The sequence below is a fragment of the Blautia sp. NSJ-175 genome, from assembly GCF_022867815.1.
GTDB classification, from domain to species: Bacteria; Bacillota; Clostridia; order Lachnospirales; family Lachnospiraceae; genus Blautia; species Blautia celeris.
In genome coordinates, this window is the sequence record NZ_JALIFQ010000015.1 from 36,773 (window position 1) to 63,384 (window position 26,612).

Below are 26,612 nucleotides of genomic sequence, written 5' to 3' on the forward strand. Positions count from 1 at the left end.
TAATATCACAAATCCGAAGATTTTTCACTAAAAAAAGAAAAAAAGGCCAAAGGCACCGTCAGTTACGGCACCTTCGCCTTTCTATGCTGAACATTAAACAGGATAAGCCCCGTTCTCTGTATCCGCAGCTTTCGGATCTACCTTCGTCTCCTGTGCTTCTCTGTACTTGAAGAACTCGGTAGCAACCTGCGGGAATAATGCATAAGACAATACGTCCTCTTCCTGCTCGGACCACTGTGCCATTTCACTTCTTAAAGTATCCAGCTCATCCGGGATCAAATCAGCCGGACGGCATGTGATCGGCTCTGTGTCACCGATACATTTCTTCTGTACTTCAGGATTGAACGGTTTTACTGTAGCACCGTATTTTCCGCTGAGAACGTCTTTTGTCTCTTTTGTAACCATTTTGTAGCGCTCGCCCATGATCACGTTGAATACAGCCTGTGTACCAACGATCTGTGAGGACGGTGTAACCAGAGGCGGCTCGCCCAGGTCCTTACGCACTCTCGGCACTTCTTCCAGAACATCGTAGAATTTGTCTTCTGCGTGCTGTTCTTTTAACTGGCTGGTCAGGTTGGAGAGCATACCGCCCGGTACCTGATACAGCAGAGTCTTAATATTAACACCCAGGTTCTTGGGATTCAGCAGGCCGCTGTCCAGAGCTTCGTCACGGATCGGACGGAAGTAGTCAGCAATCTCCGCCAGAAGGTTCTGGTCAAATCCTGTATCGTAAGGTGTTCCTTTAAAGGTCTCAACCATAACCTCTGTAGCCGGCTGGGAAGTTCCCAGAGCGAAAGGAGACATAGCGGTGTCAATTACGTCAACGCCTGCCTCTACTGCTTTTAAGTAGGTCATGGAAGCTACACCTGAGGTGTAGTGTGTGTGAAGCTGGATCGGAATATCTACAGCAGCTTTCAGAGCAGTTACCAGCTCAGTTGCCTTGTACGGAACAAGCAGACCTGCCATATCCTTGATACAGATGGAATTCGCACCCATATCCTCTACTCTTTTTGCCATATCTACCCAGTAGTCCAGGGTGTAAGCATCGCCCAGGGTATAGGACAGGGCAACCTGTGCATGTCCTTTTTCTTTGTTGGATGCTTTTACGGCTGTCTGCAGGTTTCTTAAATCGTTGAGACAGTCAAAAATACGGATGATATCAATACCGTTTGCAACAGATTTCTGTACGAAATACTCTACCACGTCATCTGCATAAGGACGGTATCCCAGAATATTCTGGCCGCGGAACAGCATCTGCAGTTTCGTGTTCTTGAAACCATCACGGAACTTACGCAGTCTCTCCCACGGATCTTCTTTTAAGAAACGAAGGGACGCGTCAAAGGTGGCACCGCCCCAGCATTCTACGGAGTGGTAACCCACTTTATCCAATTTATCTACGATGGGCAGCATCTGCTCTGTGGACATTCTGGTCGCAATCAGGGACTGATGTGCATCACGTAAGATTGTTTCAGTAATCTTAATCGGTTTTTTTACTACCTCTGCCATCTTAATTTCCTCCTAAATTTTTAAAACATGTTTTCATACTGTTAAACACCGAAAATTGCCATGAAGGTACCGGCCGCTACCGCAGTACCGATAACACCTGCGACGTTCGGGCCCATTGCATGCATCAGCAGGAAGTTGGTGGGGTCTGCCTCAGCACCGACCTTCTGGGATACACGGGCTGCCATAGGAACAGCAGATACACCGGCAGAACCGATCAACGGGTTGATCTTGCCGCCGGACAGTTTGCACATTAACTTACCGAGGAGCACACCGCCTGCCGTACCGACTGCGAATGCGACCAGACCTAATACGACGATTTTCAGAGTGTCCAGTTTCAGGAATGCCTCAGCGCTTGTGGAAGCACCTACGGAAGTTCCCAGTAAGATAACTACAATATACATAAGGGCATTGGAAGCTGTCTCGCTCAGCTGTTTTACAACACCTGATTCGCGGAACAGATTACCAAGCATTAACATACCAACCAGCGGAGCTGTTGTAGGAAGAATCAGACAAACAACAACGGTGATGATGATCGGGAACAGGATCTTTTCCAGTTTGGAAACCGGACGGAGCTGTTCCATTTTGATCTTGCGCTCCTTCTCTGTTGTGAGAAGTTTCATGATCGGCGGCTGGATGATCGGAACCAGGGACATATAGGAATATGCCGCCACCGCAATGGGTCCCATGAGCATTGTCTGCCCCAGTTTACCTGCCAGGAAGATGGAGGTCGGGCCGTCAGCACCGCCGATAATGGAGATAGCCGCTGCTGCCTTTCCGTTGAATCCCATGAAGATAGCCAGGAAGTACGCCATGTAGATACCCAGCTGTGCTGCCGCACCCATAAGAAAGCTCTTGGGGTTTGCGATCAGCGGGCCAAAGTCTGTCATGGCACCAACACCCATGAAGATCAGGGACGGAAGAATACTCCATTCATCCATCAGATAAAAATAGTGAAGAAGTCCACCTGCGTGCTCGATTCCTGCTGCATCCGTGTATGGCTGTGCCATAATATCAGGATAGATATTAACCAACAGCATACCGAAAGCAATCGGCACCAGAAGAAGCGGTTCAAATCCTTTTTTAATTGCCAGGAAAAGGAAAACAAAGGCAACTAAAATCATAAGGTAATTTCCCCATGTCAGATTGAAAAACGCTGTCTGGTGGAGCAGGTTAGACAGTGTATCTGTAACGTTAGACATTATATTACCTCCCATTGTTCGTATTCGTGACAATAGAAAGTTCTCGATGTGTGCTTTCTATTGTATCAGCAAGATTTATCTCTTAGCTGTCGGGAATTTACAAATGCTTGCAAATTCTAGTTCATGGATGCCAGTGTATCGCCGTTTTCTACGGAATCACCAACTGCCACGTCAATACTTGCAATGGTACCGTCCTGCGGAGCAACAACCGGAATTTCCATTTTCATGGCTTCCAGGATGACAATGTTATCGCCGGCTTTTACTGCCTGTCCCACACTTGCTTCCACTTTGAATACTTTACCGGGAACAGATGCGGTAACTGCCACTGCGCCTGCTGCAGATGCTGCAGGTTTTGCTGCCGGAGCAGCTTTCGGTGCCGCTTTTGGAGCAGCTTTCGGTGCTGCCGCAGGAGCTGCTGCGTTTCCTGCGCCCTCTTCCACTGTTACATCGTATGCAACGCCATTAACTGTAATTGTATAAGATTTCATAACCATTTCCTCCTGTGATTAGGCTCTCTGCCAATTTCTTTTTGTTGATTTTCTGATGGAACGAACTACAAAACTGTCTGTAGATGTATTTTCAGATGCTGCGATCGCCGCTGCAATGACTGCAATCAGCTCACCGTCATCCACAACCTCTTCTTCCGCTGCTTCAGGAATAACAGGAGCAGCCGGGGCAGCCGGAACTTGAATCTCTTCCGGAACAGCTTTCTTCTTGCCAAAGGACTCTACAAAGCCCGGAATGTATTTCATTAAGGAAATAACAAAGCACAGGAAGATAAGCATTACAAAAACAGTACCAACACCCAGAAGTGTATTCTGTCCTGCCTGTGCCATTTTTTCGCCCATTGAGTACTGCGGGTCAATAGTCACGCTGAGAGGATTGCCGTTTTTGTCCAAAGTAAAGATGCAGTCTGCACTGCGTTTCTCAAAAGTACAGGTCAGCGTAAGAATATAGCTGCCGTCTTTGTCCTCCACCTCGCCCTTGGTTGTCTCAACATATGTTCCCAGATCTTCTCCGGCTCCGTCCCATGCGCTGGCTGCGGAAGCACTGAAGGCATCGTCACCTTCCATCAGGCTTGCGATGGATTCCTCATCCAGATTGGCAATGTTGCCGACAACACTTCCGAAGCTCTCCACCAGAGAGTCAACGGTGGCATCGTCCAGCTTTTTCAAACCGCCTGTGGAGTCTTTGCTGCTGCCGCAGGCTGTCATAGCCAGGACGCATACTCCGATCAGGATTAAACCAATTAATTTTTTCCATGTCTGCTTCATATGATTCACCTCGCCTAAACCGTGCCGTGTTTCTTGCTGGGACGATCTTCTCTCTTTGTGAATAACATTTCAAAAGCACCAATCACATATTTTCTTGTATCTTCTGCCTCGATGATGGAATCCACATAACCTCTCTTGGCAGCAGCCATTGCGCTTGACTGTAAGTCAGCATATTCAGCGGCCTTTTCATTGATCGTAGCAGCATCGCTGTCTGCATACATGATCTTAGCTGCAAGACGCGCGTCCATCATACCGATCTGAGCGCCCGGCCATGCAAATACCATGTCCGCTCCTGTGGATTTGCTGTTCATTGCCAGATATGCACTTCCGAACGCTTCACCGATCACGATGTTCACCTTCGGTACGGTTGCATTTGTAAATGCGTAAGTAAGCTGTGCCGCTGCCTTGGCAATGTTGGCTTCTGAGCATTTTGTAGCTTTGTAGCCTTTTACATTTGTCAGAGACAGTACCGGAATTTCAAAAGCGTCACAGAATTTAACGAAATCTGCTGCTTTCTTGCATCCTCTCACAGAGAGAACCTTGTCAAAGGACTCTGTCTTCTCCCCTTCATCGTTGTAAACTTCGCTTCTGTTGGCAACGCAGCCCACAGTAGCGCCGTTCAGACGGATGAAGCCTGTCACCATGTCTTTTGCGTATGCAGCTTTTACCTCAAAGAACTCATTGTTGTCCGCGATCTGGGAAAGAGCAATGGCAGTATCACCAACACAGTTTTCCAGTTCCGGGCATACACGGTTCAGATCATCAGTGCAGTCTTCATAGGAAGAATTGTCTTCGTAGTTGGAAGGCAGCATAGATATCAGCAGTCTCATCTGTGCAAGGATTTCCTCCTCACTTCCCAGAACATCTACCAGGCCAGCCTCTTCGCTCTGGTATTTTGCGCTGGATGTATCACATTTGGAAATTTCATTTCCCTCTAAAGCGTTGGGGGAGTTTACAAACAGTTTACCGCTCTTCTCCTCCATGAAGGTGAAATCGGTAAGAGCCGGAACGATTGCAAGACCGCCGCCGCAGGTCCCGAAGATACCTGTGATCTGCGGAATCACACCTGACGCCATAACCTGTTTGGTGTAAATTTCGCCAAAAGCGTTCAGTGCGTCTGTAGCTTCCTGCAGTCTCAGACCTGCACAGTCCACAAGTCCGATCACCGGAGCGCCTGTCTTCATTGCCAGGTCGTAAAGTCTGACAATCTTTTTGGCATGCATTTCACCGATGGTTCCGTTCAGAACGGAAGCATCCTGGCTGTACACATACACCAGGCTGCCGTCAATGACACCGTAACCGGTGATGACACCGTCTGCCGGTGTTTCCTTTTCAGATAAGTTGAAATCTGTGTTTCTGGCTGTGACACAGCCGCCGATTTCAACAAAACTGTTCTCATCAAGTAAAGAAGCAATTCTTTTACTTGCCAAGCTTTGTGCTGTATTACTCATTTATCAGCCCTCCATTTTTTATTATTTACCTGGATTCTGCACGAAAAATCTGCGTGATAATCCGGCTTTCATGCAGAAATCGCCTCCTGGTTTTACTTTGTTGAGTTAAAAGACAAAACCAATTTCTGCCGATTATAATTGTACCCTTTTTCCGGGAATTTTTCAACAAGAATTTGTGAAATATTTAATTATTGTGTATGTTTTTTGTCAGACTTGCATAATACGCGCAGGTAATATTCCGCCATATGGATTTTTCTGCATAAAAAGGGAGGATGGAACTGCCCATCCTCCGCTGTTTTCAACCCTTTGCCCGGTCCACTGCCGCCTTCATTTCTTTTACATACTGAGCCACATAAGGCACACAATCTTTTCCGTATTTTGCCACAATTTTAACAATTGCAGAACCCACGATGGCTCCGTCTGAAACCTTTGCCATGTGATACGCCTGCTCGGGGGTAGATATTCCGAACCCCACTGCGCACGGTACATCCGTAGCCTGACGGACTAGCTCCACCATGGCACCGATGTCTGTCCTGATCTCACTTCTCACCCCGGTCACTCCCAAGGAGGAGACACAGTAGATATAGCCTTTTGCTGCCTTTGCGATCATGGTGATGCGGTTCTTTGACGTGGGCGCTATGAGGGGGATGATATCAATCCCGTAGGCGTCGCAGGCAGGTGCCAGCTCCTGTCTTTCCTCATAGGGCATATCCGGAACAATGATGCCGTCTATCCCGCACTCCACACATCTTTTCATGAAGCGCTCCTTGCCGTATGTAAAAATAGGATTCACGTAAGTCAGAAATACGATAGGCACAGTGACTTTCTTTCTCGCCCTTTGTATCATGTCAAACAATTTATCTGTTGTGCATCCCGCTTTCAGAGCTCTCTCGTTGGCCTCCTGGATCACAGGGCCTTCCGCTGTGGGATCGGAAAACGGTATGCCGATCTCGATCAGGTCAGCCCCTGCCGACTCCATGGCGTACAGAAGCTGCTCTGTCACGTCAAGCGTGGGGTCCCCGCCTGTGATAAAGGGAATAAATGCTTTTTTGTTTTCAAATGCCTGCTGTATTTTATTCATAGATCTCCACTCCTCTGTATCGTGCTATGGCAGCCACATCCTTATCGCCTCTGCCGGAAATATTTACAACAATGATTTTATCTTTGTCCATAGTTGGTGCCAGTTTTCTTGCGTATGCCACTGCATGGGCGCTTTCTATGGCCGGGATAATGCCCTCGGTCCTTGAGAGGTATTCAAATGCCTCCACTGCCTCCACGTCTGTGATCGGCACATATTCTGCTCTGCCTGTCTCATTCAAATTGGCGTGTTCCGGTCCGATGCCGGGGTAATCAAGCCCCGCGGAGATGGAATATACCGGCGCGATCTGTCCGTACGCATCCTGGCAGAACAGGGATTTCATGCCGTGGAAGACACCTTCTGAACCTCTGGCGATGGTGGCAGCATGCTTTTCTGTATCCACGCCAAGGCCTGCCGCTTCACATCCGATAAGCTGTACCTGCTCCTCCCGGATAAATTCATAAAAGGCTCCCATGGCATTGCTGCCGCCGCCCACACAGGCGATCACAGCATCCGGAAGTCTGCCTTCCTTTTCCTGCAGCTGCTCCTTGATCTCTTTTCCGATGATTTTCTGGAAATCGCGGACGATCATGGGGAAGGGGTGAGGCCCCATAACAGACCCCAGCACATACAGGGTGTCATCCATCCTTCTGGTCCATTCCCTCATGGTCTCATTTACCGCATCCTTCAAAGTCGCGGTGCCGCTGTCAACAGGGTGTACCTTCGCCCCCAGAAGTTCCATGCGGTATACATTCAAAGCCTGGCGGTCCGTGTCCTCGCGTCCCATGAAGACTTCACATTCAAGCCCCATAAGTGCTGCTGCCGTAGCTGTGGCAACCCCGTGCTGTCCTGCTCCCGTCTCAGCGATGACTCTTGTTTTGCCCATCTTTTTGGCAAGGAGCACCTGTCCCAAGACATTGTTGATCTTGTGGGAACCTGTGTGATTTAAATCCTCCCTCTTCAGATAGATCTTAGCGCCTCCCAGATCTTTTGTCATCTTCTCTGCATAATACAGCAGGGAAGGACGTCCGGCATAATTTTTCAGCAGATCGTCCAGTTCCCTGTTAAACTCCGGGTCTTTGCTGTATTTTTCATATGCCTCCTCCAGTTCATGTACTGCGTTCATAAGTGTCTCCGGAATGTACTGCCCTCCGTAATTACCAAATCTTCCTTTACTCATCTCTTCATCCTCTTCCTTATATGATCGATCCTTTGTAACTGTTCAGTCAGGTCTGCGCATTTACTGCGCTGACCGTGCAAAAGAGTAGTGGCGGCAGGTATCTGTCTGCTGCTCCCGTACTGCCCGGATAAATGCCTCAACCTTTTCCCTGTCCTTATATCCTCCTGTCTCAACCGCACTGCTTACATCTGCGGCAAACGCGCCGCTTTCTCTCAGTGCACCTGATACATTTTCAGCATTCAGGCCGCCGGCCAGAAAAAAAGGTCTTTTGAGGCTTGGAATCAGGGACAGGTCAAACCCTTTTCCGCTTCCGCCATACTGCCCCTTTGTATATGTATCGAGAAGCAGATATTCACAGGGCAGTTCTTCGGCCTTTAGAATCTGTTCTCGGCTCTGTACACGGACAGCTTTTATGACCGGTTTCCGGGTATATTTTTTTATAGTCCGAATATAGGCTTCATCCTCATCTCCATGAAGCTGAATGATATCTATGATCCCCTTTTCGGCGATCCGGGCCGCTTCCTGTGCCGGGGCGTTTACAAAGACGCCGACTGCCAGAATCCCGTCCGCCAGTCCTGCTCTCAAACACTCCGCCTGCTCTATCGAAACCCGGCGCCGGCTGTCCGCAAAGACGAATCCGATATAATCCGGCCGGCACAGATTTGCCGTTTCAATATCCTCCGGCCTTACAAGACCGCAGATCTTCACTTTACTGCCCATCGGATGTTCCCTCCCCTTTCAGGTAAGAGAGCATTTTTTTCTTGTCTCTGCTCTTCATCAGTGTCTCGCCGATCAGCACCGCATCCACTTCATTTTCTTTTAAACGAACAATGTCCTCAGGTCCCTTGATACCGCTCTCTGCCACAAACAGAACTTCTTTCGGCGCCAGAGCGCGAAGCTTTGTGCTGTTTCCCACATCTACACTAAAATCTTTTAGGTTGCGGTTATTTACGCCAATGACTCTGGCTCCCGCCCACACAGCATGGGAGATTTCCTTCTCGTCGTGGGCCTCCACCAAAGCGGAAAGCCCCAGGGTGTCGCACACCTGGATATAACGCTTTAAAAGCTCCGGTTCTATGAGGGCGCAGATTAAGAGCACAGCGCCGGCTCCCAGGACCTTTGCCTCATAAATCTGGTATTCCTCCACCACAAAATCTTTCCTGAGAACCGGGATCTTTACAGTTTCCGCGATTTCCTTCAGATAGCTGTCACGGCCCAGAAAATATTTCGGCTCTGTCAGACAGGAAATGGCGTCTGCCCCAGCTACCTCATATTCCCTGGCAATATCCAGATAAGGAAAATCCTCTGCAATGATTCCCTTTGAGGGAGACGCTTTTTTCACCTCGCAAATGAAACTGAGACCTTCTTTTGCCAGTGCTTTTTCAAAAGGAAATCCTGTCTCTGTCTCCATGCTGTATGCGGTTTTTTTCAGCGTTCCGAGGGGAACCTTCTTTTTCTGATTTGTCACGCGGATCTTTGTATCTCTTGCTATCTGCTCCAGAATCATTTTGCAGTCCCCTCCTTTACTGTTCTCTTGTGGCCTTAACAAACTCATCGAATTTCGCCTGCGCTTTTCCGCTCTCTATCAACTCTCTTGCCATATTAATACCCTCCTGCAGAGTAATGCCGTCAATTCCCAGATAGAGACTCATACCCGCGTTTAAAAGAACCACGTCGCGCTTTGGACCGGTCTCACGGCCTGATAAAATGTCTCTTGTGATCTGGGCATTGTCTGCAGGGGAACCACCCACCAGTTGGGCCAGCTCACAGCGCTCCATGCCAAACTGTTCCGGTGAAATGGTGTAGCAGGAAGTCTCGCCGAAACGTATTTCGCAGACTGTAGTTTCCCCGGTCAGGGTGATCTCATCCAGGCCATCTTCGCCGCACACGGCCACACCTCTTGTCACGCCCAGATTGCCCAGCACCTTAGCCAGCGGCTCCACCAGGTTTTTGTCATATACACCCAGAAGCTGCATGGTGGCAGCTGCCGGATTGGACAGAGGGCCCAAAATATTGAAGACTGTACGGACCCCCATCTCCTTTCTGACCGGAGCTGCATATTTCATGGAGGAGTGGTAAACAGGCGCAAACATGAAGCACATGCCGGTCTTATTGAGGATCGTCTCATTCTGCTTTGCATCCAGAGCCACATTGGCGCCCAGATGTTCCAGAACATCCGCAGCACCGCTTTTACTGGATACGCTGCGGTTTCCGTGTTTTGCCACGGGTACACCGCCTGCTGCAACCACAAATGCGGCAGTTGTGGAAATATTGAATGTTCCCGCCTCATCTCCGCCGGTTCCCACAATATCTATGACCTCTCTCTCCGGCTTTATCTTAATTCCTTTTTCCCTCATGACCTCAGCAAATGCCGTGATCTCGTCAATACTCTCGCCCTGCATGCGCAGCGCAGCCAGAAAAGCTCCCATCTGGGCCTGTGTGGCAATGCCGTCCATCATTTCGTGCATAACTGCCTTTGCCACTTCATAGCTTAAATCCTTACCGTCCATCAGTGTGTGAATTGCCTCTTTGATCATGATCTTATCTCCTCTTCCGGCTTTTATATTTAAAAAATTCTCCAATATGCTTTTTCCTTTTGGTGTGAGTATGGATTCCGGATGGAACTGGAGTCCGTACACCGGATATTCCCTATGGCCCACTGCCATGATTTCCCCGTTCTCCACATCTGTGGATAATACCTGCAGACAGTCAGGGATGGTACCGTCTTCTGCTATGAGGGAATGGTACCTGGCTGCATCAATCTCCTCCTCCATGCCTGCGAAGACAGGGCTTTCCGTCTGAATGCGCACCCTGCTTTTTTTGCCGTGCATCAGATGTCTGGCATGGCCGATCCTGGCACCATACACCTCACAGATTGCCTGATGTCCCAGGCAGACCCCCAGGATGGGAACTCTGCCCTGCAGTCTCTGAATGACGGCTTCACATACGCCTGCATCTTTTGGGTATCCGGGTCCCGGTGAGAGGATGATGTGGGAAGGCTGTAATGCGGCGATTTCCTCCACTGTCATCTCATCATTCCGGATCACGCGGATGTCAGGGTTAATAGTTCCTATCATCTGTACCAGGTTGTAAGTAAAACTGTCGTAATTGTCAATCAATGCTATCATAACTCATCCACCTCCCCGGCATTTTGGATGGCCTGCATAACCGCTGCCGCTTTATTTGCCGATTCTTCATATTCAAGCTCCGATACACTGTCTGCCACAATTCCGCCGCCGGCCTGCACATAGACCTTTCCGTCCTTTTTGACTGCCATGCGGATGGCAATGCAGGTGTCCAGATTGCCGGCAAAATCCAAATAACCGATGGCACCGCCATATACACCTCTCTCTGTGCTTTCCAGCTCCTCAATGATCTCACAAGCTCTGATTTTCGGAGCTCCGGAAAGAGTTCCTGCCGGAAGCACAGCCTCAATGGCATCCAGTGCATCCTTATCCTCCCGGATGGAACCTTCCACCTGGGAACAGATGTGCATAATTTTCGAGTAGCGGTGAATCATCATGTATTTCGTCACTTCCACAGAGCCAAACCGGCTGATACGTCCCAGGTCGTTTCTTCCCAGATCCACCAGCATATTGTGCTCTGACAGCTCCTTTTCGTCCTGCAGAAGGTCCCTCTCAAGAGCTTCATCCTCCTCTGCATCCATGCCCCTTGGTCTGGAGCCTGCCACCGGGAAGGTTATCAGTCTGCCGTCCTGAAGACGGACCAGTGTTTCCGGTGAGGTACTCATCAGCTCCTCCTCATCAAAGTGGAGATATACCATGTATGGGGACGGGTTCGTGGTGCGCAGGACCCGGTAGGCATTCAGGAGACTTCCCTTCATAGGGCTGCTGAACTGTCTGGAAATGACAGCCTGGAAGATATCTCCGTCTCTTATGTATTCTTTCGTTTTCTCCACAATGCTGCAGTATTCTTCTCTGCTTACATTGCAGGTGAAATCTATCTGCTCCGGTTCACCGGCTATGGCAGGCACCGGTGCACTTTTGATCAGTCCGGCAATTCTGGCGATCTCCGCTGTGGCTTCCCCGTAATTCTCCATCACTTTATCAGTCCGCATATTGACAATGATACAGATTTTCTGTTTCAGATGGTCATAGGCGATCACCTTGTCAAAAAGCATCACATCATAATCCGGAAATGTGCCTTTTTTAATATTGAGTACCGGTTCCGCATAGCCCACCATGGAATATGCGAAATATCCCACAAAACCGCCGGTAAACGGAGGCATACCGGAAAGCCTCGGAGACTTGTAATCTTTCATGATTTCTCTCAGTACATGCAGAGGCTTTTCTGTCTCCACAGTTTCTGTCTTCCCCTGCTTTTCTATATATACTTTGCGGTCCCTGCAGGTTACCCGCATGACCGGGTCATATCCCAAAAAGGAATATCTTCCCCAAGTCTCCCCGCCCTCGATACTCTCCAGAAGATAGTATCTTTTCGAGAACCCTGTAAGTTTGCGGAGCAGCGTAATAGGTGTTGTAACATCCGCATAGATTTCTCTGCATACAGGTACAATGGAATATTTTTCTGCCAGTTTCAGGATTGTGTTGCAGTCTGGTGTAATCGTCATGTTTTTCCTCCCTTTCCAAAGAGCGAGATCAGGTTTTTCTGTAAATAAAAAAGCTCCTGCCCCATCAGATTTCTCCAATGGGACAAGAGCTGTAAATTCAAAACTCCTGCGGTACCACCCATATTGCTCATATACTTAACGTAATATGAACCGCTCTTTCATGTACTATCATACACTGCTCCTTGATAACGGATAAGCTCCCCGTCAGCGTCTACTTCCTTCTCCCAAATCCTATTCGGATCACAAAGGTTTCAAGCTGCCCTCACAAGTCCATTCAGTAAAAACTCTTACTGCCGCATTCCCACCAGCAACGGCTCTCTGGAAGTAAATATTCTTACCTACTCCTCTTGTTCATCGGTTTAAAGTGTTAATCAATTCAACTTTTTTTCAATTATAATGCCATGTGTTTTATTTGTCAATAGTTGATTTTAATTTTCTGCAGAGAGCAGAGACAACGGGCAGCATTTCATAGAATAATGAAACACTGCCCGTTTAGAAGTGCACGTGTAAATTATGCGAAATGTTTACTCCCGTCCGCTGCATGGCGGTCCAGGATTTCATGTACTCTTTCAACCTCTCCCAATATGGCATCATCCATATTTTTCAATTCTTTGTAAATGAAAGAAATCCGGCGGTCCGTACGAGCCTGCGCTGCTTTTATTCTGGTGACTTCCTCCTTTAAATGATTGACGTCCTTTTTCAGAAGAATCACGTCCTCTTTTAATCCGCTGACATCTACTTTCAGGATTCCGACATCCTCCTTTAAACCGTTGACATCTTCTTTCAAGACACTGACATCTTCTTTTAACCCATTTACATCTTCTTTCAGGACACTAACATCTTCTTTTAATCCATTTACGTCTTCCTTCAGGACGCTGACATCTTCTTTTAACTCACTGACGTCTTCCTTCAGGACGTTGACATCTTCTTTTAACTCACTGACGTCTTCCTTCAGGACGCTGACATCTTCTTTTAACTCACTGACGTCTTCTTTTAAGACACTGACATCTTCTTTTAACTCACTGACGTCTTCTTTTAAGACACTGACATCTTTCTTCAGGGCATTTACATCTCCCTTTAGTTCATTGACATCCTCTTTCAAAATACTGACATTTTCATTTAATGTAACAATGTCCTCTTTCATAGATTCCGTATTATTTTTTACGACAGTCAATTCCTCATATATTAACTCTAACAATTGGTTTTCTCTCATATTGTTTTACTGACCTTTCTTGTATTCAAAGTATATCATACTTTGCTGATAAAATCCATTTATACTGTTAAAAAATAGTGCCTATTTTTGCATATAATATTTTGTTAATTCTGCTAAAAATATTGCTTTCGCAATTTACAGCATTGCCCTTTTGCAGACTATTATGCAAAAGTCATCAGCCCGCTTTTCCGGTATTATATTGGCGCTCTCTCAGCTTTATCAATTCCTGTTTTTCAGACTGGTGCTGCTTTACTGCGCGCTGCATCTGGTTCTCTTTGCGGCGTACGGTTCGTTCTGCCTGCTCCAATTTTTCTTCCAGTTCACGGTTTCTCTTCTTTACGCTTCTGCAGTGTACTTCCAGCTCATTGATCTGTTTTTTTAAAGTATCTTTTTCTTCTGCCTCCCGGTCTACGCACCTCTGCCATCTGGCCGGATTATTTTCAAGGATCTTATCCAGGCATTTTTTTACATAACCGGACAGCAAAACAATGTAAAGGGAGTAAATGTACTTCTCCAAACCGGATTTTTCTTCAAATTCACCGATCTCCAGAAGAATCTCACGCGTCCTCTCATCCAGCACTTCCCCGCCAAGCACATTTCTGTCAATGCCTCCCAAATGGAAAAGATTCTGGAGGTAACAATCGAACTCTTCATATCCTTCCACCTGAAATCCCAGCACTGCCTGAAACGGATTCCGTACAGTCTCCGCCAGCATTCTGCTGAAACTGCTGTCCGCATATCCCTGCCTTCCCCAGACCTCATATTCCAGAATCTCCTCTTTTTTGCTGTCCCAGATCGTATTTCTGTCAATCATACACTCCAGTATCAGGTAATAATTCACATTTTTCCTTATCTCCACATGACAGGCTTCTGCCAGCAGATAAATAACACATATCTGGCTCATTCCCATGGCCGGCTGTTCTGTATAAGGTTCTGCCCATTCCTGTATACACTGAAACTCCAGGGTCTCTTCTTTAAAAAGTTCCTTTCTGGCACTGTGCCAGCCTTTGCGGATAAGCCCCATAAACAGCCTGTAAGCATCCTCCGCTTTCTCTCTGCTTCCCTCCCGCATCACTTCCAGCATGCCAAAGAGCACCTGTGCATAATAATATTCCTCATAGCCCAGGCAGGACAAGAAATACTCTCCATGATACCCATTGTCCAAAAAAATCTTCTGATATTCAAGAATCTGCTCCGGTGTAAGTGTCTTCAGTTCCTCCTGGCAGACAGGATTCTGCGCTGCTGCAAAAACCAGAAAATAGGTCACATCAAGGCAGATTTCCTCCCCATCCTCATTCATCAGCTTTTCCAGAACACGTGTCAGTTCCCGCTCACATTTAAGCACACTTTTACCTGTGTCCTCGCCTTCCGCTTCTGTCAGGTAACGGTTCTCCTCCTGTATGCGGTCCGGCAGATTTTCCTCCTGATACATTGCCTTTTTAATCTCATTGCGCACTTTCAGCCCTTCAAATATCATTCCTTTTTTGTTCATTCTCATAACCTCTCTGTTCCGGCAGGCGCTTCGCAATCAGAAAAACAATGTTGGTATTCCTTTGCTCTGAATCTTTATAATTGGAAATAATATGGGAATTCCATAGAATTTGGAAATGTGTGTCATATTGTCTTAATTTTAGAATTGTTTTCTGCGCGTTTTCGATTGTTCAGCGCTGACCTTTTCGTAAATCCAGATTACCATATTCTGAGTTAAAATGCAATGGCATTAACAAAGAAAAAATAATTTGATGATTTTGCACAAAACGTAACGGCTGACACAGTTCACAGCAGATATCCGTCCTATTATAAGATAATTCTTATGGACGAATACCTGCTGCGGCTCTGTTGACCGAATCCTTATGGCTTTATTTTATTGTCACTTTCCGGAAATTTTTCTTTCCGCGTTTCAGAACGATTCCGTCCCCGTCCAGTTTTTCTCCCGGAACCAGATATTTTACATCTGTGATCTTCTCACCGTCAATGGCAACGCCGCCCTGTTCGATGGCTCTTCTTCCCTCGGAACGGCTGCCCACCAATCCGCTCTTGTGCAGAAGTGAAATAAGGTCAATATTTCCGTCCTGCAGATCTGACTGTTCAATGACGGCTGACGGCATATCTGCTGCATTTCCGCTGGTAAATAAAGCTCTTGCTGCCTCCTGGGATTTTCCGGCCTCTTCCTCGCCATGTACCAGGCTGGTCAGCTCATAAGCCAGAATCTCTTTTGCTGTATTGAGCTGGCTGCCCTCCCATTTGTCCATCTCATCAATCTGCTCTAAAGGCAGGAATGTAAGCATGCGCAGACATTTCAGCACATCTGCGTCGCTGACATTTCTCCAATACTGATAAAAGTCAAAAGGTGATGTCTTATTGGGATCCAGCCAGACAGCTCCTGACTGGGTTTTGCCCATCTTCTTGCCCTCTGAGTTCAGAAGCAGGGTAATGGTCATAGCATAGGCGTCTTTTCCAAGCTTACGGCGGATCAGCTCTGTACCGCCCAGCATGTTGCTCCACTGGTCATCCCCGCCGAACTGCATATTACAGCCGTAGTTCTTGTACAGCATATAAAAGTCATAGCTCTGCATGATCATGTAGTTAAATTCAAAGAAACTCAGTCCCTTTTCCATGCGCTGTTTGTAGCACTCTGCGCGAAGCATATTGTTTACGGAAAAATGAGCGCCCACTTCTCTCAACATCTCCACATAATTGAGGTCCAGAAGCCAGTCTGCATTATTTACCATAAGGGCTTTTCCCTCTGAAAAATCAATAAAACGGCTCATCTGTTTTCTGAAACAGTCACAGTTATACTGGATCGTCTCCTCTGTCATCATCTGGCGCATGTCGCTTCTTCCTGAAGGATCTCCGATCATGCCGGTGCCGCCGCCGAGTAAGGCGATCGGCTTGTTGCCTGCCATCTGCAGACGCTTCATCAGGCACAGCGCCATAAAATGTCCCACATGCAGACTGTCGGCTGTAGGATCAAAACCGATGTAAAATGTTGCTTTTCCATTGTTCACCAGCTCACGGATCTCTTCTTCATCTGTCACCTGTGCGATCAGGCCTCTGGCAGTCAGTTCTTCATAGATTTTCATAGTGTTTTCTCCTTTACTTATCTGTAAATTCTAACCGGACGAAAGCGGTATCCGCACACCTGCGCGCAGTAAAAAGCTCCCGTCCTCTTTACAAAGGACGGGAGCTGTATCTGCTTCCGTGTTACCACCTTTTTTCACAGACGATTCACATCGTCTGCCTCAGTAAGTACGGCCTTTTGACAAGGCGATACTCATCTGCACGATAACGTGTGCCACTCCGTCACAGCCTACTTAAGCCTTACACTGCTGTCCGCAGCATAACCACTGTTCGGTGTGAAGCTCAGGGAGGTATTCATCGTCCGCTTCCTTCCGCGCCTCTCATCAGCCGGCAGCTTTCTGTGGAAGCCCACGGGGATTACTTGTTCCCATCACAGCATTTCTGTATATGTCACCAAGTATACCCGTTAAAACTTCAGTTTGTCAAGCCCTTTTTTATAAAAATCACAGGTCATCATCACGCTGTGCGCCAGGTATATTCCCCGTTCTCTCTGATTCCGTAAAAATCACCGAAATTCAGATCAAAGATATCCTTTTCAATCCCTGAAATGGAAATCTCATTTTTAATGAGATACTGCCAGATACCTGCATGGGAAATATCTCCCTGAAGAAGCACACCCACTACTTTTCCGCCACGGATTATCACGCGTTTATAATTGCTTGCATCTTCTCTGGCGATCACCACATCGGTAGTTTCCGGAACGATCAGACCTACACAGAGAGATACCAGCCCAAAGAAATTAATGGTATTCTTGATTGCAAACCGATCCTCATATTCCACATTTCCCCCCATCATATTGAGGGCAGCCGTCTCTCCCTGTTTCTGGGCATTTGGCCAGATACCGGAAAGCCCTGTCACATCCCCGGCAGCATAGACATCGGCAGCACCGGTCTGCAGATAATCATTGACCTTCATGCCTCTGTCAACCACGATTCCTTCACCATCAAGACCTGCGGTGGCACTTCTCACACCCGCCGCCACGATCACCATATCACACGGCAGTGACTCTCCATTGTCAAGAATCACCTCCGTGATCCTGCCGTTTTTATCCATTTTCGTCTCAGCGGCTTTTCTTCCCAGATAAAAGGAAGCACCTGCCGCCTCAAAACGTTTCTGATATTCGAGAGCACCCGTTTTATCAAGCTGGATAGGCAGAATCTGATCTGCCATCTCCACAATGGATACCTTCTTTCCTGTTTCCATCAGACCGTAAGCCGCATCCAGCCCCACCAGGCCGGAACCGATGATGACAATCTGCTCTGCGCTTTCTGCCATTTTATCAATTGCTTCCGCATCGCGCAGATGACGCAGCCCGAATACATTGGCAGCTTCCCGCAAATTTCCCACAGGAGGGATAAAGCTCCCAGCGCCTGTGGCGATCAGCAGCTTATCATAGGGAACTTCCCCGCCGTCTTCCAATATAACTTTCTTTTTTGCAGTATCGAGACCTGTAACGGTTTTTCCTTTTATCCAGTGAATCCTGTTGGTCTCAAAAAAATCTTCCGGTACAAAGCTCAGCTTTTCGGCTGTCCGCTCATGGCTCAAATATTTGTGCAGCATACAGCGGGAATGTACCTGTCGGTCCGTGGAGATCATGGTGATCTCCGCCTCTTTCTCTGCTTTCCGGATGGTCTTTGCCGCAGTAATGCCCGCAGCACCCACGCCTAAAATCACATATCCCATGCTACACCTCCTCTACCCAGATAGCCTCTTTTGGACAGGCTTTTACACAACTGGGTTCCTCGCCTTTGTCAATGCAGAAATCACATTTGATCACTTTTAAATGCGTCTTTTCATCCGGTTTTAAAACTCCGTACGGACAGTTCATGACACACATGAAACAGGAACCGCATTTTTCCTCATTGTACAGCACATGCCCGGTCTTCTCATCCTTTGTAAGTGCCCCGCTCATACAGGACATCACACACTCCGGCTGATCACAGTGGCGGCAGAAAATAGGAGTATAGCCGCCCTGCGGATTTTTATATATAAAGTTTCTGGTCTCGTTGGAAATGTCTGTCACGTCTAGGTCGTAAATTGTCCCCGGTGTTTCCCGGTGCGCCTGCATGCAGGCCAGGGAGCAGCTTTTACAGCCGTCACATTTGCTGGCATCCACCATAATTCTCTTCATAACCGCATCCCCCCTGTATCAGATATTTAAGCCTGCACGTTTTTCCTCGATAATTTTATCCAGAATCTCAGCGCTCTCTTTTGCATCACCATTGATAATAACCTGCCCGCCTGTGAGGGATTTCATATCCTCTGTCAGCACTTTTGTCACCACTTTGCTTCCTGTCACAAAAGGCGGCAGTCCCAGATGCAGCGGCAGTCCCAGAGCCAGGCCAAAGCATCCATCCGCCAGAGCCTGCTCCTCAAGCCACTGTGCAGCAGACAGTACCAGAGGAAGCTTCGGAATATCAACACCGATTGCCTCTGCCAGCTCTGTAGCAACAATCTCCAGACGTCCGATCGCAAGACATGGTCCAAAGTTCAATACCGGAGGAATATTCAGTTTCTCACATACAGCGCGCAGCTTCGGACCTGCATATTTCGCAGCCTCCGGAGTCATCAGTCCGCAGTTCTCAATACCTCCTGAAGAACAGCCTGCTGTCAGTACCAGAATATCCTTTGCAATCAGCTCTTTTGTCATTTCCACTGTCAGCACATCATGGCCGCCCGCTGTCAGATTAGAACATCCAACCACACCGGCAATACCCTTGATATCACCTGAAACGATCAGGTCGATCAGCGGTTTCCAATTGCCGCCCAGGAATTCCTTTAAGGACACTTCGCTGACACCTGTAAGGGTGTTGTCATTTCCATGTTCGGGCAGAAGATTCATGGGCACACTGCCTCTTCTTGCTTTGTAAGCCGCAACGATCTCATCTATGATCTCTTCACTCTGTTTTTCTCTCTCTTCAAATACATAAGGTTTCAGCTCTGCATTTGCCTTCTTCGCCACATCATCCAGACAGATCTGTTTGATCTTCAGCTCCTCACAGATAGGCTCAATACCGGGAAGTGTACAGTTAAACTCAGAGAGCACCGCATCAATACCGCCTGTAGCCAGCACAGCCTCACTGCTGTAATTGTTTCCCGCATGACCGTCAAACACCTCTGTGTAATGCGCCCCGCGAAGCTGCAGATCCTGTCCCACACAGGTACATCCAACCAGCTTAAATCCTTTTGCTCCGGCAGCCTTTGCCTTCTCCACAGCCTCTTTTGAAGTCAGCCTCTCCTGCAGATCCACAAAGATCGTGTGCTGATGTCCTGTGATCATAATATTTATATAATCCGGATCGATCACCCTGAGTCCCACAGGCGCCAGTCTGAGCTCCGGCTCACCCAGCAGCACATCATTCAGAAGATTCGTCAGTGTCAGTCCGTAAATACCTGTGGAAATACCCAGCTTCAGACAATCTGTCAGCATATCCACCGGATCTGAGTTCAGGTTAGTAGAGCATTTTACAACTCCATGGAACACCTCGCCTTTCGCGCCGCCCGGCAGGATTCCAAGCTCCTGCCATCTCTGGAATCTGGGAGCGTAAGCCATCTTCTCAACCAGCTCCATCTTCTCATATTCCGGTTTATACAGATCATCCAGCACCTTCTGGGCAACGATCTGCGCAGTTTCCCATTTATCTTTGCCTTCCACACCGAAAATCTCAGCCAGCCTCTTCAGGGATTTTTCTCCTTTGATCTCCCCTTTTGCCATAGCTGTCTTCTTCACATTCAGCGCCGTATTTTCCACAATATGTATATAACACCCTGACCCGCTTGCCACAGCCCTCAGGAAGTTACGAGCCACGATCACATCTGCCGTAGCACCACAGATTCCTCTCGGCGCCTTAGGTGTGATCCGGCAGGGCCCATTTGCACAAAGCCTGCAGCAGACACCCTGCAGACCAAACCCGCACTTCGTGCTCTGCCCTTCCACCCTGTGATGTGAAGTCTCCATCGGCAGCTCCCGGATATACCCCTCCAGCTTCTTATCCGCACTAGCACATGTGTTACAACCAAAACACTGATTCATCTTAAATATCCTCCTAAAAATAAATAATTAAATAACTATCCTTTTACCTAAATATTTCCTTGACTGTTAATATTATAACAATCTAGATAAAATTAGTCAAGTATAACCGTAAAAATTTTTTTCTTATCTCTTTCATCCGCATTACTAAACCTGCCGCCCAATTTTTTCAACATGTCCCATCCCAGAAAAACAGCCGGACCTGGCCGCAGGTTTCCCTGTACGGACGTTTAAGAGCGTTTAGAGAATCTTTCAAGATCCACACGTTAGCAAGCACTTAGTGAAGAGCTCTAAGGCGATGAACTTAGTGCGGCTTACGTGTTAGCTTGAAAGTTCTCTGCTCTCGTCCGTACAGGGAAACCTGCGGCCAGGTCCGGCGTCCGGCATCAGCCACATCCGGCATCAGCCACATCCGCCACCCTATTTTAAAGTCCCTCCTCCCCCCAACACTCCGTATTCCCAATCCCCAATTCCTCAGCCCTGAAAACCGGCTCAACCCCTCTCTTCTTCTGCTCCTCATAATCCCGAAGCACCTTCACAGCCGTCCCCCCAAGCAGCAGTATCACCACAATATTCAGCACAGCCATTCCCCCCATGGTAATATCCGCCACATTCCAGATCACCGAAAAGTCCGCCTGCGCCCCCAAAAACACTGCCAAAAGACAACTCACCCGGAACACAAACAAAAGCTTCTTATCATCCTTGATAAACTTAATATTCGACTCCGCATAATAATAATTTCCCACCAGACTGGAAAACGCAAACGTAAAAATGGAAAACGTGATAAAATGAATCCCCCACGTCCCCACATTTGCGGAAATAGCCTGCTGCACATAGGGAATCCCATCCAAAACTCCTGACTTTCCTTCCACACCGGAAAGCAGCAGCATCATGGCAGTGGCGGAACAGATCAGCAGCGTATCAATAAACACGGAGAGCACCTGCACCAGCCCCTGTTTTGCCGGATGGCTCACCGCCGCGCTGGCAGAAGCATTGGGCGCGCTTCCCATACCGGCCTCATTGGAAAAAAGTCCCCTCTTGATTCCGATCACCACAGCACTGCCCGCAAACCCTCCGAAAATCGCCTGTCCGTCAAAGGCTTCCCTGAAGATCAGTGCAAAGACTTCAGGAATCCTTCCCGCATTCATCACCATGGTGGCAAGCCCCATGAGCAGGTAGCCGCCCGCCATCACAGGCACGATCACAGAAGTGATAAATCCGATCCTGTGGACCCCGCCGAAAATAACAAAAGCCGTAGCTGCCGCCAATACAGCACCTATAACAGCCGGATAAACACTGTCCGCATACCCGGGAATATAATATTCCAGAGAAGAGGACATATTAAAAGACTGCAGCCCGTTAAACCCGTAGGCAAAACAGATGATCAGCAGTACCGAAAATATAATTCCGAGATATCTCTTCCCAAGCGCCTTCTCCATGTAATAAGAAGGTCCGCCTCTGAAGTCTTTTCCATCTTTCACCTTGTACACCTGTGCCAGGGTACTCTCAATAAAGGCGGATGCACTGCCGATCACAGCCATCACCCACATCCAGAACACAGCGCCGGGGCCTCCGGCAGCAATGGCAGTGGCAATTCCGGCAATGTTGCCGGTTCCCACTCTGGAGGCAGTGGATATCATCAGTGCCTGAAAAGAGGACACCTGTTTTTTGCCGTCTTTCACCTCCGCTTTTTCAAGCAGCACGCGAAAAGCTTCGCCAAGCAGGCGTCCCTGTACAAAGCGGGTCCGCACGGTAAAATACACGCCGGCACCCACAAGCAGTATCAATAACGGGTAGGTGTACATAAAATCGTTCACACGAGTCAAAATATTATTCAGCATATTGTTTTGTCCTTTCCAGTTCTTTGCCCGTCCGTCTTTACGGTAATGCATTGTTACTTAGTATCTTCTTTTTTTGGATATTTATGAAATCACAAAATGTTTTCTCCTGTCTGAAGACAATCCGACAACTCCCGGATTTCCTCCTTCAGTTCACGCTCTCTCTTCTCTGTCTGCAGGATCTTTCCTGCTTCCCGGTACGCCTTACAGCCATTTTCCAAGATGAACTTCATCACTGTCTCATCCCTGGAAATCTCCTCTGTGAACACAGCCATCTCCTGTCCGCCTGAAAAAGCCTCACCGGCAAAGGCAAAAGCCCGCTCCAAAAGCCGCTGCACATCTGCTCTTGCATCATCCAGTTTTTTCTTTTCCTGTTCAAACATCTCTTTTAATACAGAGGAAGCCGTGCATTCCTGCCGGCTGCTCACCTTTTTCCACTCATACAGATAACGCCTTACCCAGTCTGTCACATACCGGGCAAGATACGCTTCATCCTCCCGGTACAGTCCCGCTTCCTTTTTTATCTCCAGTGCGCGCTGCCGCTTTTCCATTTCATGATCCAGCATCCGGGCCGCCTCTTCCGGCTCCTGAACATCCAGACCGTTCTTCAGTCTGCGGGCTTCCTCATAAAGGGCCTTTGTCTCCCGTTCACCGGCAGCATACCGGGCAAGCGCTGTATGCACGGCTCCCAAAAGAAGACTGATCACCGCCATACGTTCATCATAACCGGATCTTTTCAGCCGTTCCTCTTTCTCCTTTACCGCAGCATCATCCATAGTCCCGTCCAAAAGCGAAGAAAACGCATAATCTTCCTGATATTTTCTGCAGAGTCCGTAAAATCCCGTAAAATCCTTTGCTACTTCCGGCTGCTGGATATATTGGAACACGAACTCGTCTGTGACAGGAATCCCAAGCTCCTCATACACATACATCATCCGCGATAGATCCTCCCAGCCCCTGGCCGTGACAAAATAATGCCCCTCCGCATTTGCCTCGGTGCGGTAGAAATTCTCCCTCCGCACATCCAGGTATGCGGGAATGGATGCATGTATCCCATGCTCTCTGGCATAACATTTCCATACGCCGTAATCCTCTGTCACCTCGATCCGCTTGATCCTGTCCAGGGTGACCATGTCAAATTCCCTTACGGATTTGTTGTACTCGGGAGGATTTCCCGCTGCCACTATGACCCAGCCCTCCGGTATCTTATGGCTCCCAAAAGTCTTGCACTGAAGAAACTGGAGCATGGTGGGTGCAAGCGTTTCTGAGACACAGTTGATCTCGTCAATAAACAAGATGCCCTCTCTGCACCCCGTCCGCTCCATGCACCGGTAAACAGACGCCACAATTTCACTCATGGTATATTCTGTCACCGTATATTCTTTTCCGTCAAACTGCCTTTTTTCAATGACCGGCAGTCCGATGGCACTCTGCCTTGTATGGTGGGTAATGGTGTAGGCCACAAGACCGATCTGCAGGCTTTCTGCAGCCTGTTCCATTATAGCTGTCTTGCCGATTCCCGGAGGACCGATCAAAAGCACCGGACGCTGATGCACAGCCGGTATGGCGTAAGTTCCGTCAGCCTTCTTTTTTGTGTAGGCCCGCACGGTATTTTCTATTTCCTGTTTTGCCTGCCCGATATTCATACTCCTGATCCTGCCTTTCTCTCATCCAGATACAGACGGATAGCCCACGAAGGGATTTTCACATTTCCCGGAGGCTCCTTTATTAAAATAAATGCTGTCTCATAGTCCGGCTTCCCGGCGGGATAGATGCCGTCCCCGTCCGTAAAATACAGAAGCCCTTTTAAATTTCTGATCTTTTTCTCTCTGATCAGCCTGTCCACATAAGTAAATACCGGGCGGAAATCCGTGCCGCCCCTTCCCTGGATCCGAATCTGCTTCATATAAGCCCGCCAGTCCTCCTCGCAGCACAGGGTCACATCCTCCTGGATGTAGCAGTCACACTGTATGACGTGGACATTCATTTTCCTGAAAAAATTTTCTCTCTCACTGAGCATGGAATACGTCTCTTCCAAAAAACGCTGTACCATTTCCCGGGAACAGGAGCTGGACGTATCAATGGCTATGACGATTTCCTCAAGCTTGCATGCCTCTGTATATTCCAGAGGCTCCACCAGTGGCATGTTACCATACATAGACAGTCCAAGGCAATAGGAAATATAATCAAAACTTTCCATATCGAGCTGGACTTCCTCTCTCTGCACAGCAAAACGCCGCAAAAATTTCCGGTAATCATACCTTCTTTTTTGCTGCAGCTCATACCATTCCTGCCTATTCCCTTTTTCACTTCCTGCCCTCTTACCGGCATTTCCCGCATCCCTGCTGGTATATGCCGCTGCCTTTTCCCATACATCCCGGATACCGGCAAGCTCTCCCTTGGAAAGCATTCTCCAGAGACTGTGCCCGTCCGTAAAAAACAGACTTCTCCAGGCATCTGTACAGCTCTTTCCAAACTCCCCCTCCCGCAGCATGTCATAAATCTGTGCTGCGGTCCTGGATTTTTTCCCCTTCCAGAACAGGCGGTAAACTTCCGTTTTTTCTTTTCCGGCTTCCCCTGTAAGGAAGGGCATGCCAAGGCAATCCACCGTATATTCTGCCACTATGTCACAGGCCAAATTCCACAGCTCCTCATCTCGTTCCTCACGGTCTGCGGGGTGCAGATAGAGGCAATGGAACAGGCTGTGCAGATACACTCTGTTTATGTATTTCCTGCCCTTTTCCGCAAAATCAGTCAGAACAGCTTTGGGAGAATAATGGAGCACCCTGCCGTCTGTACAGGTGCAGGCACATGTTTCATCTGCTGCCATTTTCAGATAACTGCATGCCAGCACAAAAAAAGGACAGGCGCAGGAAATTTCCTGCTTGGCCAATGCCCAGATTTCCTGTGCAATTTCCTCTGCCTGTCTCATAATTCCATATCCTTTCCGCCAAATCCGAACTGCTCCTCCTTTTTTGACAGAAGCCATAAAACACTTTCCGTACTTCCATACTTCTGCGCCAGTGCCAGAAGTTCATCCATCTGCACCAGTGTCACTGTATCCAAACCAAAAAGAACTTTTACTTTCTCTGTCTCCCTGGCTTTCATCAGTTTTTCCATGGCAGGACGGAAACGCTTCTTCAGATATTCCCTGTACCGCTCATATAAAAGGCCGTCCTCAGGGCATAATTCAAAAAAACGCTCCAGAGCAATTGCAAGGCGGATGTTCTCCTGCCTGCTTGACAGGAACTTCTCATCCTGTTCCCTGCTACTGTTCTTCATAATATTTTATCAGAGCCTGGGTGCCCAGGTCACCCAATCCTTTTTCATCCAGCTTCTTGTACATATCCAGTACTTCCATGAGAATAGGGAGTGTTAGCTTTCTGGCATCGGACTCCTCCAGGGCGATCTTCATATCCTTGATGTAATGTTTGATGAAAAATCCCGGATCATAGTCCTCTTTGATCATGCGGGGTGCCATATTATTCATCTGCCAGCTTCCCGCTGCGCCCTGACTGATACTGTCCAGCATAGTCTGTACATCAAGGCCTGCGGCGCGGGCATAGGTGATGGCCTCACACACACCTGCGATCACACCGCCAAGCGCAATCTGGTTGGCAGCTTTTGTGTGCTGTCCGTTGCCGGCTTTTCCCTCGTAGATAATAGTCTTGCCCATGGATTTGAACAGCTCCAGGCAGGCTTCAAACGCTTCTTCATCCCCGCCGGCCATAATGGATAAGGTGCCATGCCTTGCACCCACATCCCCGCCGGATACCGGAGCATCCACAGCGTAAATCCCTGCATCCCTTGCTCTCTCATAAATCTCCACGGAAAGCTTCGGGCTGGTGGTGGTCATATCAATGACATAGGTTCCTGGTCTGGCATTTGCTATGATTCCGGCCTCGCCAAAATAGACCTCCCATACGTCTTCGGGATAGCCAACCATGGTGATGACAGCCTCCCTGTCTCTGACGCACTGTGCTACGGTATCACACCATACGGCTCCCTCCTCGATGATATCCAGCACCTTCTCTTTGGTTCTCGTATAGATAGACAGTTCGTATCCTGCTTTCATCAGGTTGCGGACCATGGATTTACCCATGACTCCCACACCGATAAAACCTATTTTTTTCATTCTTTTACACCTCTTCTCGGTTTTCACTTATAACAG

The 26,612-nt window shown here is 48.2% G+C and carries 22 protein-coding genes and 1 other annotated feature; all 22 genes read right to left on the minus strand.

Translation table 11 applies throughout. The annotated features are described in order from the left end of the window. Positions 1 to 93: 93 nt before the first annotated feature. On the minus strand, positions 94 to 1,506 hold the full coding sequence (locus MUB35_RS20745; protein WP_033141760.1) for an oxaloacetate decarboxylase subunit alpha: 1,413 nt from the start codon (positions 1,504 to 1,506) through the stop codon (positions 94 to 96). A gap of 41 nt (positions 1,507 to 1,547) precedes the next feature. Next, positions 1,548 to 2,705 (minus strand): sodium ion-translocating decarboxylase subunit beta, encoded by a 1,158-nt coding sequence (locus MUB35_RS20750; RefSeq protein ID WP_033141761.1) that lies wholly within the window; start codon positions 2,703 to 2,705, stop codon positions 1,548 to 1,550. A gap of 116 nt (positions 2,706 to 2,821) precedes the next feature. Beyond that, complete coding sequence (locus MUB35_RS20755; RefSeq protein WP_033141762.1) at positions 2,822 to 3,193, minus strand: biotin/lipoyl-binding carrier protein; 372 nt, start codon at positions 3,191 to 3,193, stop codon at positions 2,822 to 2,824. 18 nt (positions 3,194 to 3,211) lie between these two features. After that, the gene (locus MUB35_RS20760; protein WP_033141763.1) at positions 3,212 to 3,979 is read right to left on the minus strand and encodes an OadG family transporter subunit; all 768 of its coding nucleotides are present in this window, start codon (positions 3,977 to 3,979) and stop codon (positions 3,212 to 3,214) included. Between the two features lie 14 nt (positions 3,980 to 3,993). Beyond that, a complete protein-coding gene (locus tag MUB35_RS20765) occupies positions 3,994 to 5,430 on the minus strand; it encodes an acyl-CoA carboxylase subunit beta (RefSeq protein ID WP_033141764.1) in 1,437 nt (478 codons plus the stop codon). 298 nt (positions 5,431 to 5,728) lie between these two features. Then, positions 5,729 to 6,511 carry a tryptophan synthase subunit alpha gene (gene trpA / locus MUB35_RS20770; protein WP_244806766.1) on the minus strand — a complete coding sequence of 261 codons (783 nt, stop codon included), beginning with the start codon at positions 6,509 to 6,511 and terminating at the stop codon, positions 5,729 to 5,731. After that, positions 6,504 to 7,688 carry a tryptophan synthase subunit beta gene (gene trpB / locus MUB35_RS20775; RefSeq protein ID WP_033141766.1) on the minus strand — a complete coding sequence of 395 codons (1,185 nt, stop codon included), beginning with the start codon at positions 7,686 to 7,688 and terminating at the stop codon, positions 6,504 to 6,506. Before trpB ends, trpA begins: the two co-directional genes overlap by 8 nt. A gap of 60 nt (positions 7,689 to 7,748) precedes the next feature. After that, positions 7,749 to 8,408 (minus strand): phosphoribosylanthranilate isomerase, encoded by a 660-nt coding sequence (locus MUB35_RS20780; RefSeq protein ID WP_052099519.1) that lies wholly within the window; start codon positions 8,406 to 8,408, stop codon positions 7,749 to 7,751. Then, positions 8,398 to 9,195: an indole-3-glycerol phosphate synthase TrpC gene (gene trpC, locus MUB35_RS20785; RefSeq protein ID WP_244806767.1), complete on the minus strand. Its 798-nt coding sequence runs from the start codon at positions 9,193 to 9,195 to the stop codon at positions 8,398 to 8,400. Before trpC ends, MUB35_RS20780 begins: the two co-directional genes overlap by 11 nt. A 16-nt stretch (positions 9,196 to 9,211) precedes the next feature. Next, entirely contained in the window at positions 9,212 to 10,816 is a 1,605-nt protein-coding gene (locus MUB35_RS20790; protein ID WP_244806768.1) for a bifunctional anthranilate synthase component II/anthranilate phosphoribosyltransferase, read from the minus strand. Further along, entirely contained in the window at positions 10,813 to 12,279 is a 1,467-nt protein-coding gene (gene trpE, locus MUB35_RS20795) for an anthranilate synthase component I (protein WP_244806769.1), read from the minus strand. Before trpE ends, MUB35_RS20790 begins: the two co-directional genes overlap by 4 nt. A 75-nt stretch (positions 12,280 to 12,354) precedes the next feature. After that, positions 12,355 to 12,643, minus strand: a binding site (T-box leader). Between the two features lie 147 nt (positions 12,644 to 12,790). Continuing rightward, positions 12,791 to 13,477 (minus strand): hypothetical protein, encoded by a 687-nt coding sequence (locus MUB35_RS20800; RefSeq protein WP_244806770.1) that lies wholly within the window; start codon positions 13,475 to 13,477, stop codon positions 12,791 to 12,793. A gap of 190 nt (positions 13,478 to 13,667) precedes the next feature. Continuing rightward, positions 13,668 to 14,984: a hypothetical protein gene (locus MUB35_RS20805; protein ID WP_244806771.1), complete on the minus strand. Its 1,317-nt coding sequence runs from the start codon at positions 14,982 to 14,984 to the stop codon at positions 13,668 to 13,670. 367 nt (positions 14,985 to 15,351) lie between these two features. After that, the gene (gene tyrS / locus MUB35_RS20810) at positions 15,352 to 16,575 is read right to left on the minus strand and encodes a tyrosine--tRNA ligase (RefSeq protein ID WP_033141770.1); all 1,224 of its coding nucleotides are present in this window, start codon (positions 16,573 to 16,575) and stop codon (positions 15,352 to 15,354) included. A 454-nt stretch (positions 16,576 to 17,029) separates the two neighbouring features. Next, entirely contained in the window at positions 17,030 to 18,256 is a 1,227-nt protein-coding gene (locus tag MUB35_RS20815) for an NAD(P)/FAD-dependent oxidoreductase (RefSeq protein WP_244806772.1), read from the minus strand. Between the two features lies 1 nt (position 18,257). Further along, positions 18,258 to 18,704 (minus strand): 4Fe-4S dicluster domain-containing protein, encoded by a 447-nt coding sequence (locus MUB35_RS20820; RefSeq protein WP_033141772.1) that lies wholly within the window; start codon positions 18,702 to 18,704, stop codon positions 18,258 to 18,260. An 18-nt stretch (positions 18,705 to 18,722) separates the two neighbouring features. Further along, positions 18,723 to 20,606, minus strand: a complete 1,884-nt coding sequence (gene cooS / locus MUB35_RS20825; RefSeq protein ID WP_033141773.1) for an anaerobic carbon-monoxide dehydrogenase catalytic subunit — start codon at positions 20,604 to 20,606, stop codon at positions 18,723 to 18,725. Positions 20,607 to 21,028: 422 nt separating this feature from the next. Further along, positions 21,029 to 22,444: an alanine/glycine:cation symporter family protein gene (locus MUB35_RS20830; RefSeq protein WP_244806773.1), complete on the minus strand. Its 1,416-nt coding sequence runs from the start codon at positions 22,442 to 22,444 to the stop codon at positions 21,029 to 21,031. A gap of 89 nt (positions 22,445 to 22,533) precedes the next feature. Then, positions 22,534 to 24,087, minus strand: a complete 1,554-nt coding sequence (locus MUB35_RS20835; protein ID WP_054351269.1) for an ATP-binding protein — start codon at positions 24,085 to 24,087, stop codon at positions 22,534 to 22,536. Then, positions 24,084 to 25,373 (minus strand): vWA domain-containing protein, encoded by a 1,290-nt coding sequence (locus MUB35_RS20840; RefSeq protein ID WP_244806774.1) that lies wholly within the window; start codon positions 25,371 to 25,373, stop codon positions 24,084 to 24,086. The genes MUB35_RS20835 and MUB35_RS20840 overlap by 4 nt, the downstream gene beginning before the upstream one ends. Continuing rightward, complete coding sequence (locus MUB35_RS20845) at positions 25,370 to 25,723, minus strand: hypothetical protein (RefSeq protein ID WP_033141776.1); 354 nt, start codon at positions 25,721 to 25,723, stop codon at positions 25,370 to 25,372. The genes MUB35_RS20840 and MUB35_RS20845 overlap by 4 nt, the downstream gene beginning before the upstream one ends. After that, on the minus strand, positions 25,710 to 26,576 hold the full coding sequence (locus MUB35_RS20850) for an NAD(P)-dependent oxidoreductase (protein ID WP_103731093.1): 867 nt from the start codon (positions 26,574 to 26,576) through the stop codon (positions 25,710 to 25,712). The genes MUB35_RS20845 and MUB35_RS20850 overlap by 14 nt, the downstream gene beginning before the upstream one ends. Positions 26,577 to 26,612: the final 36 nt, after the last annotated feature.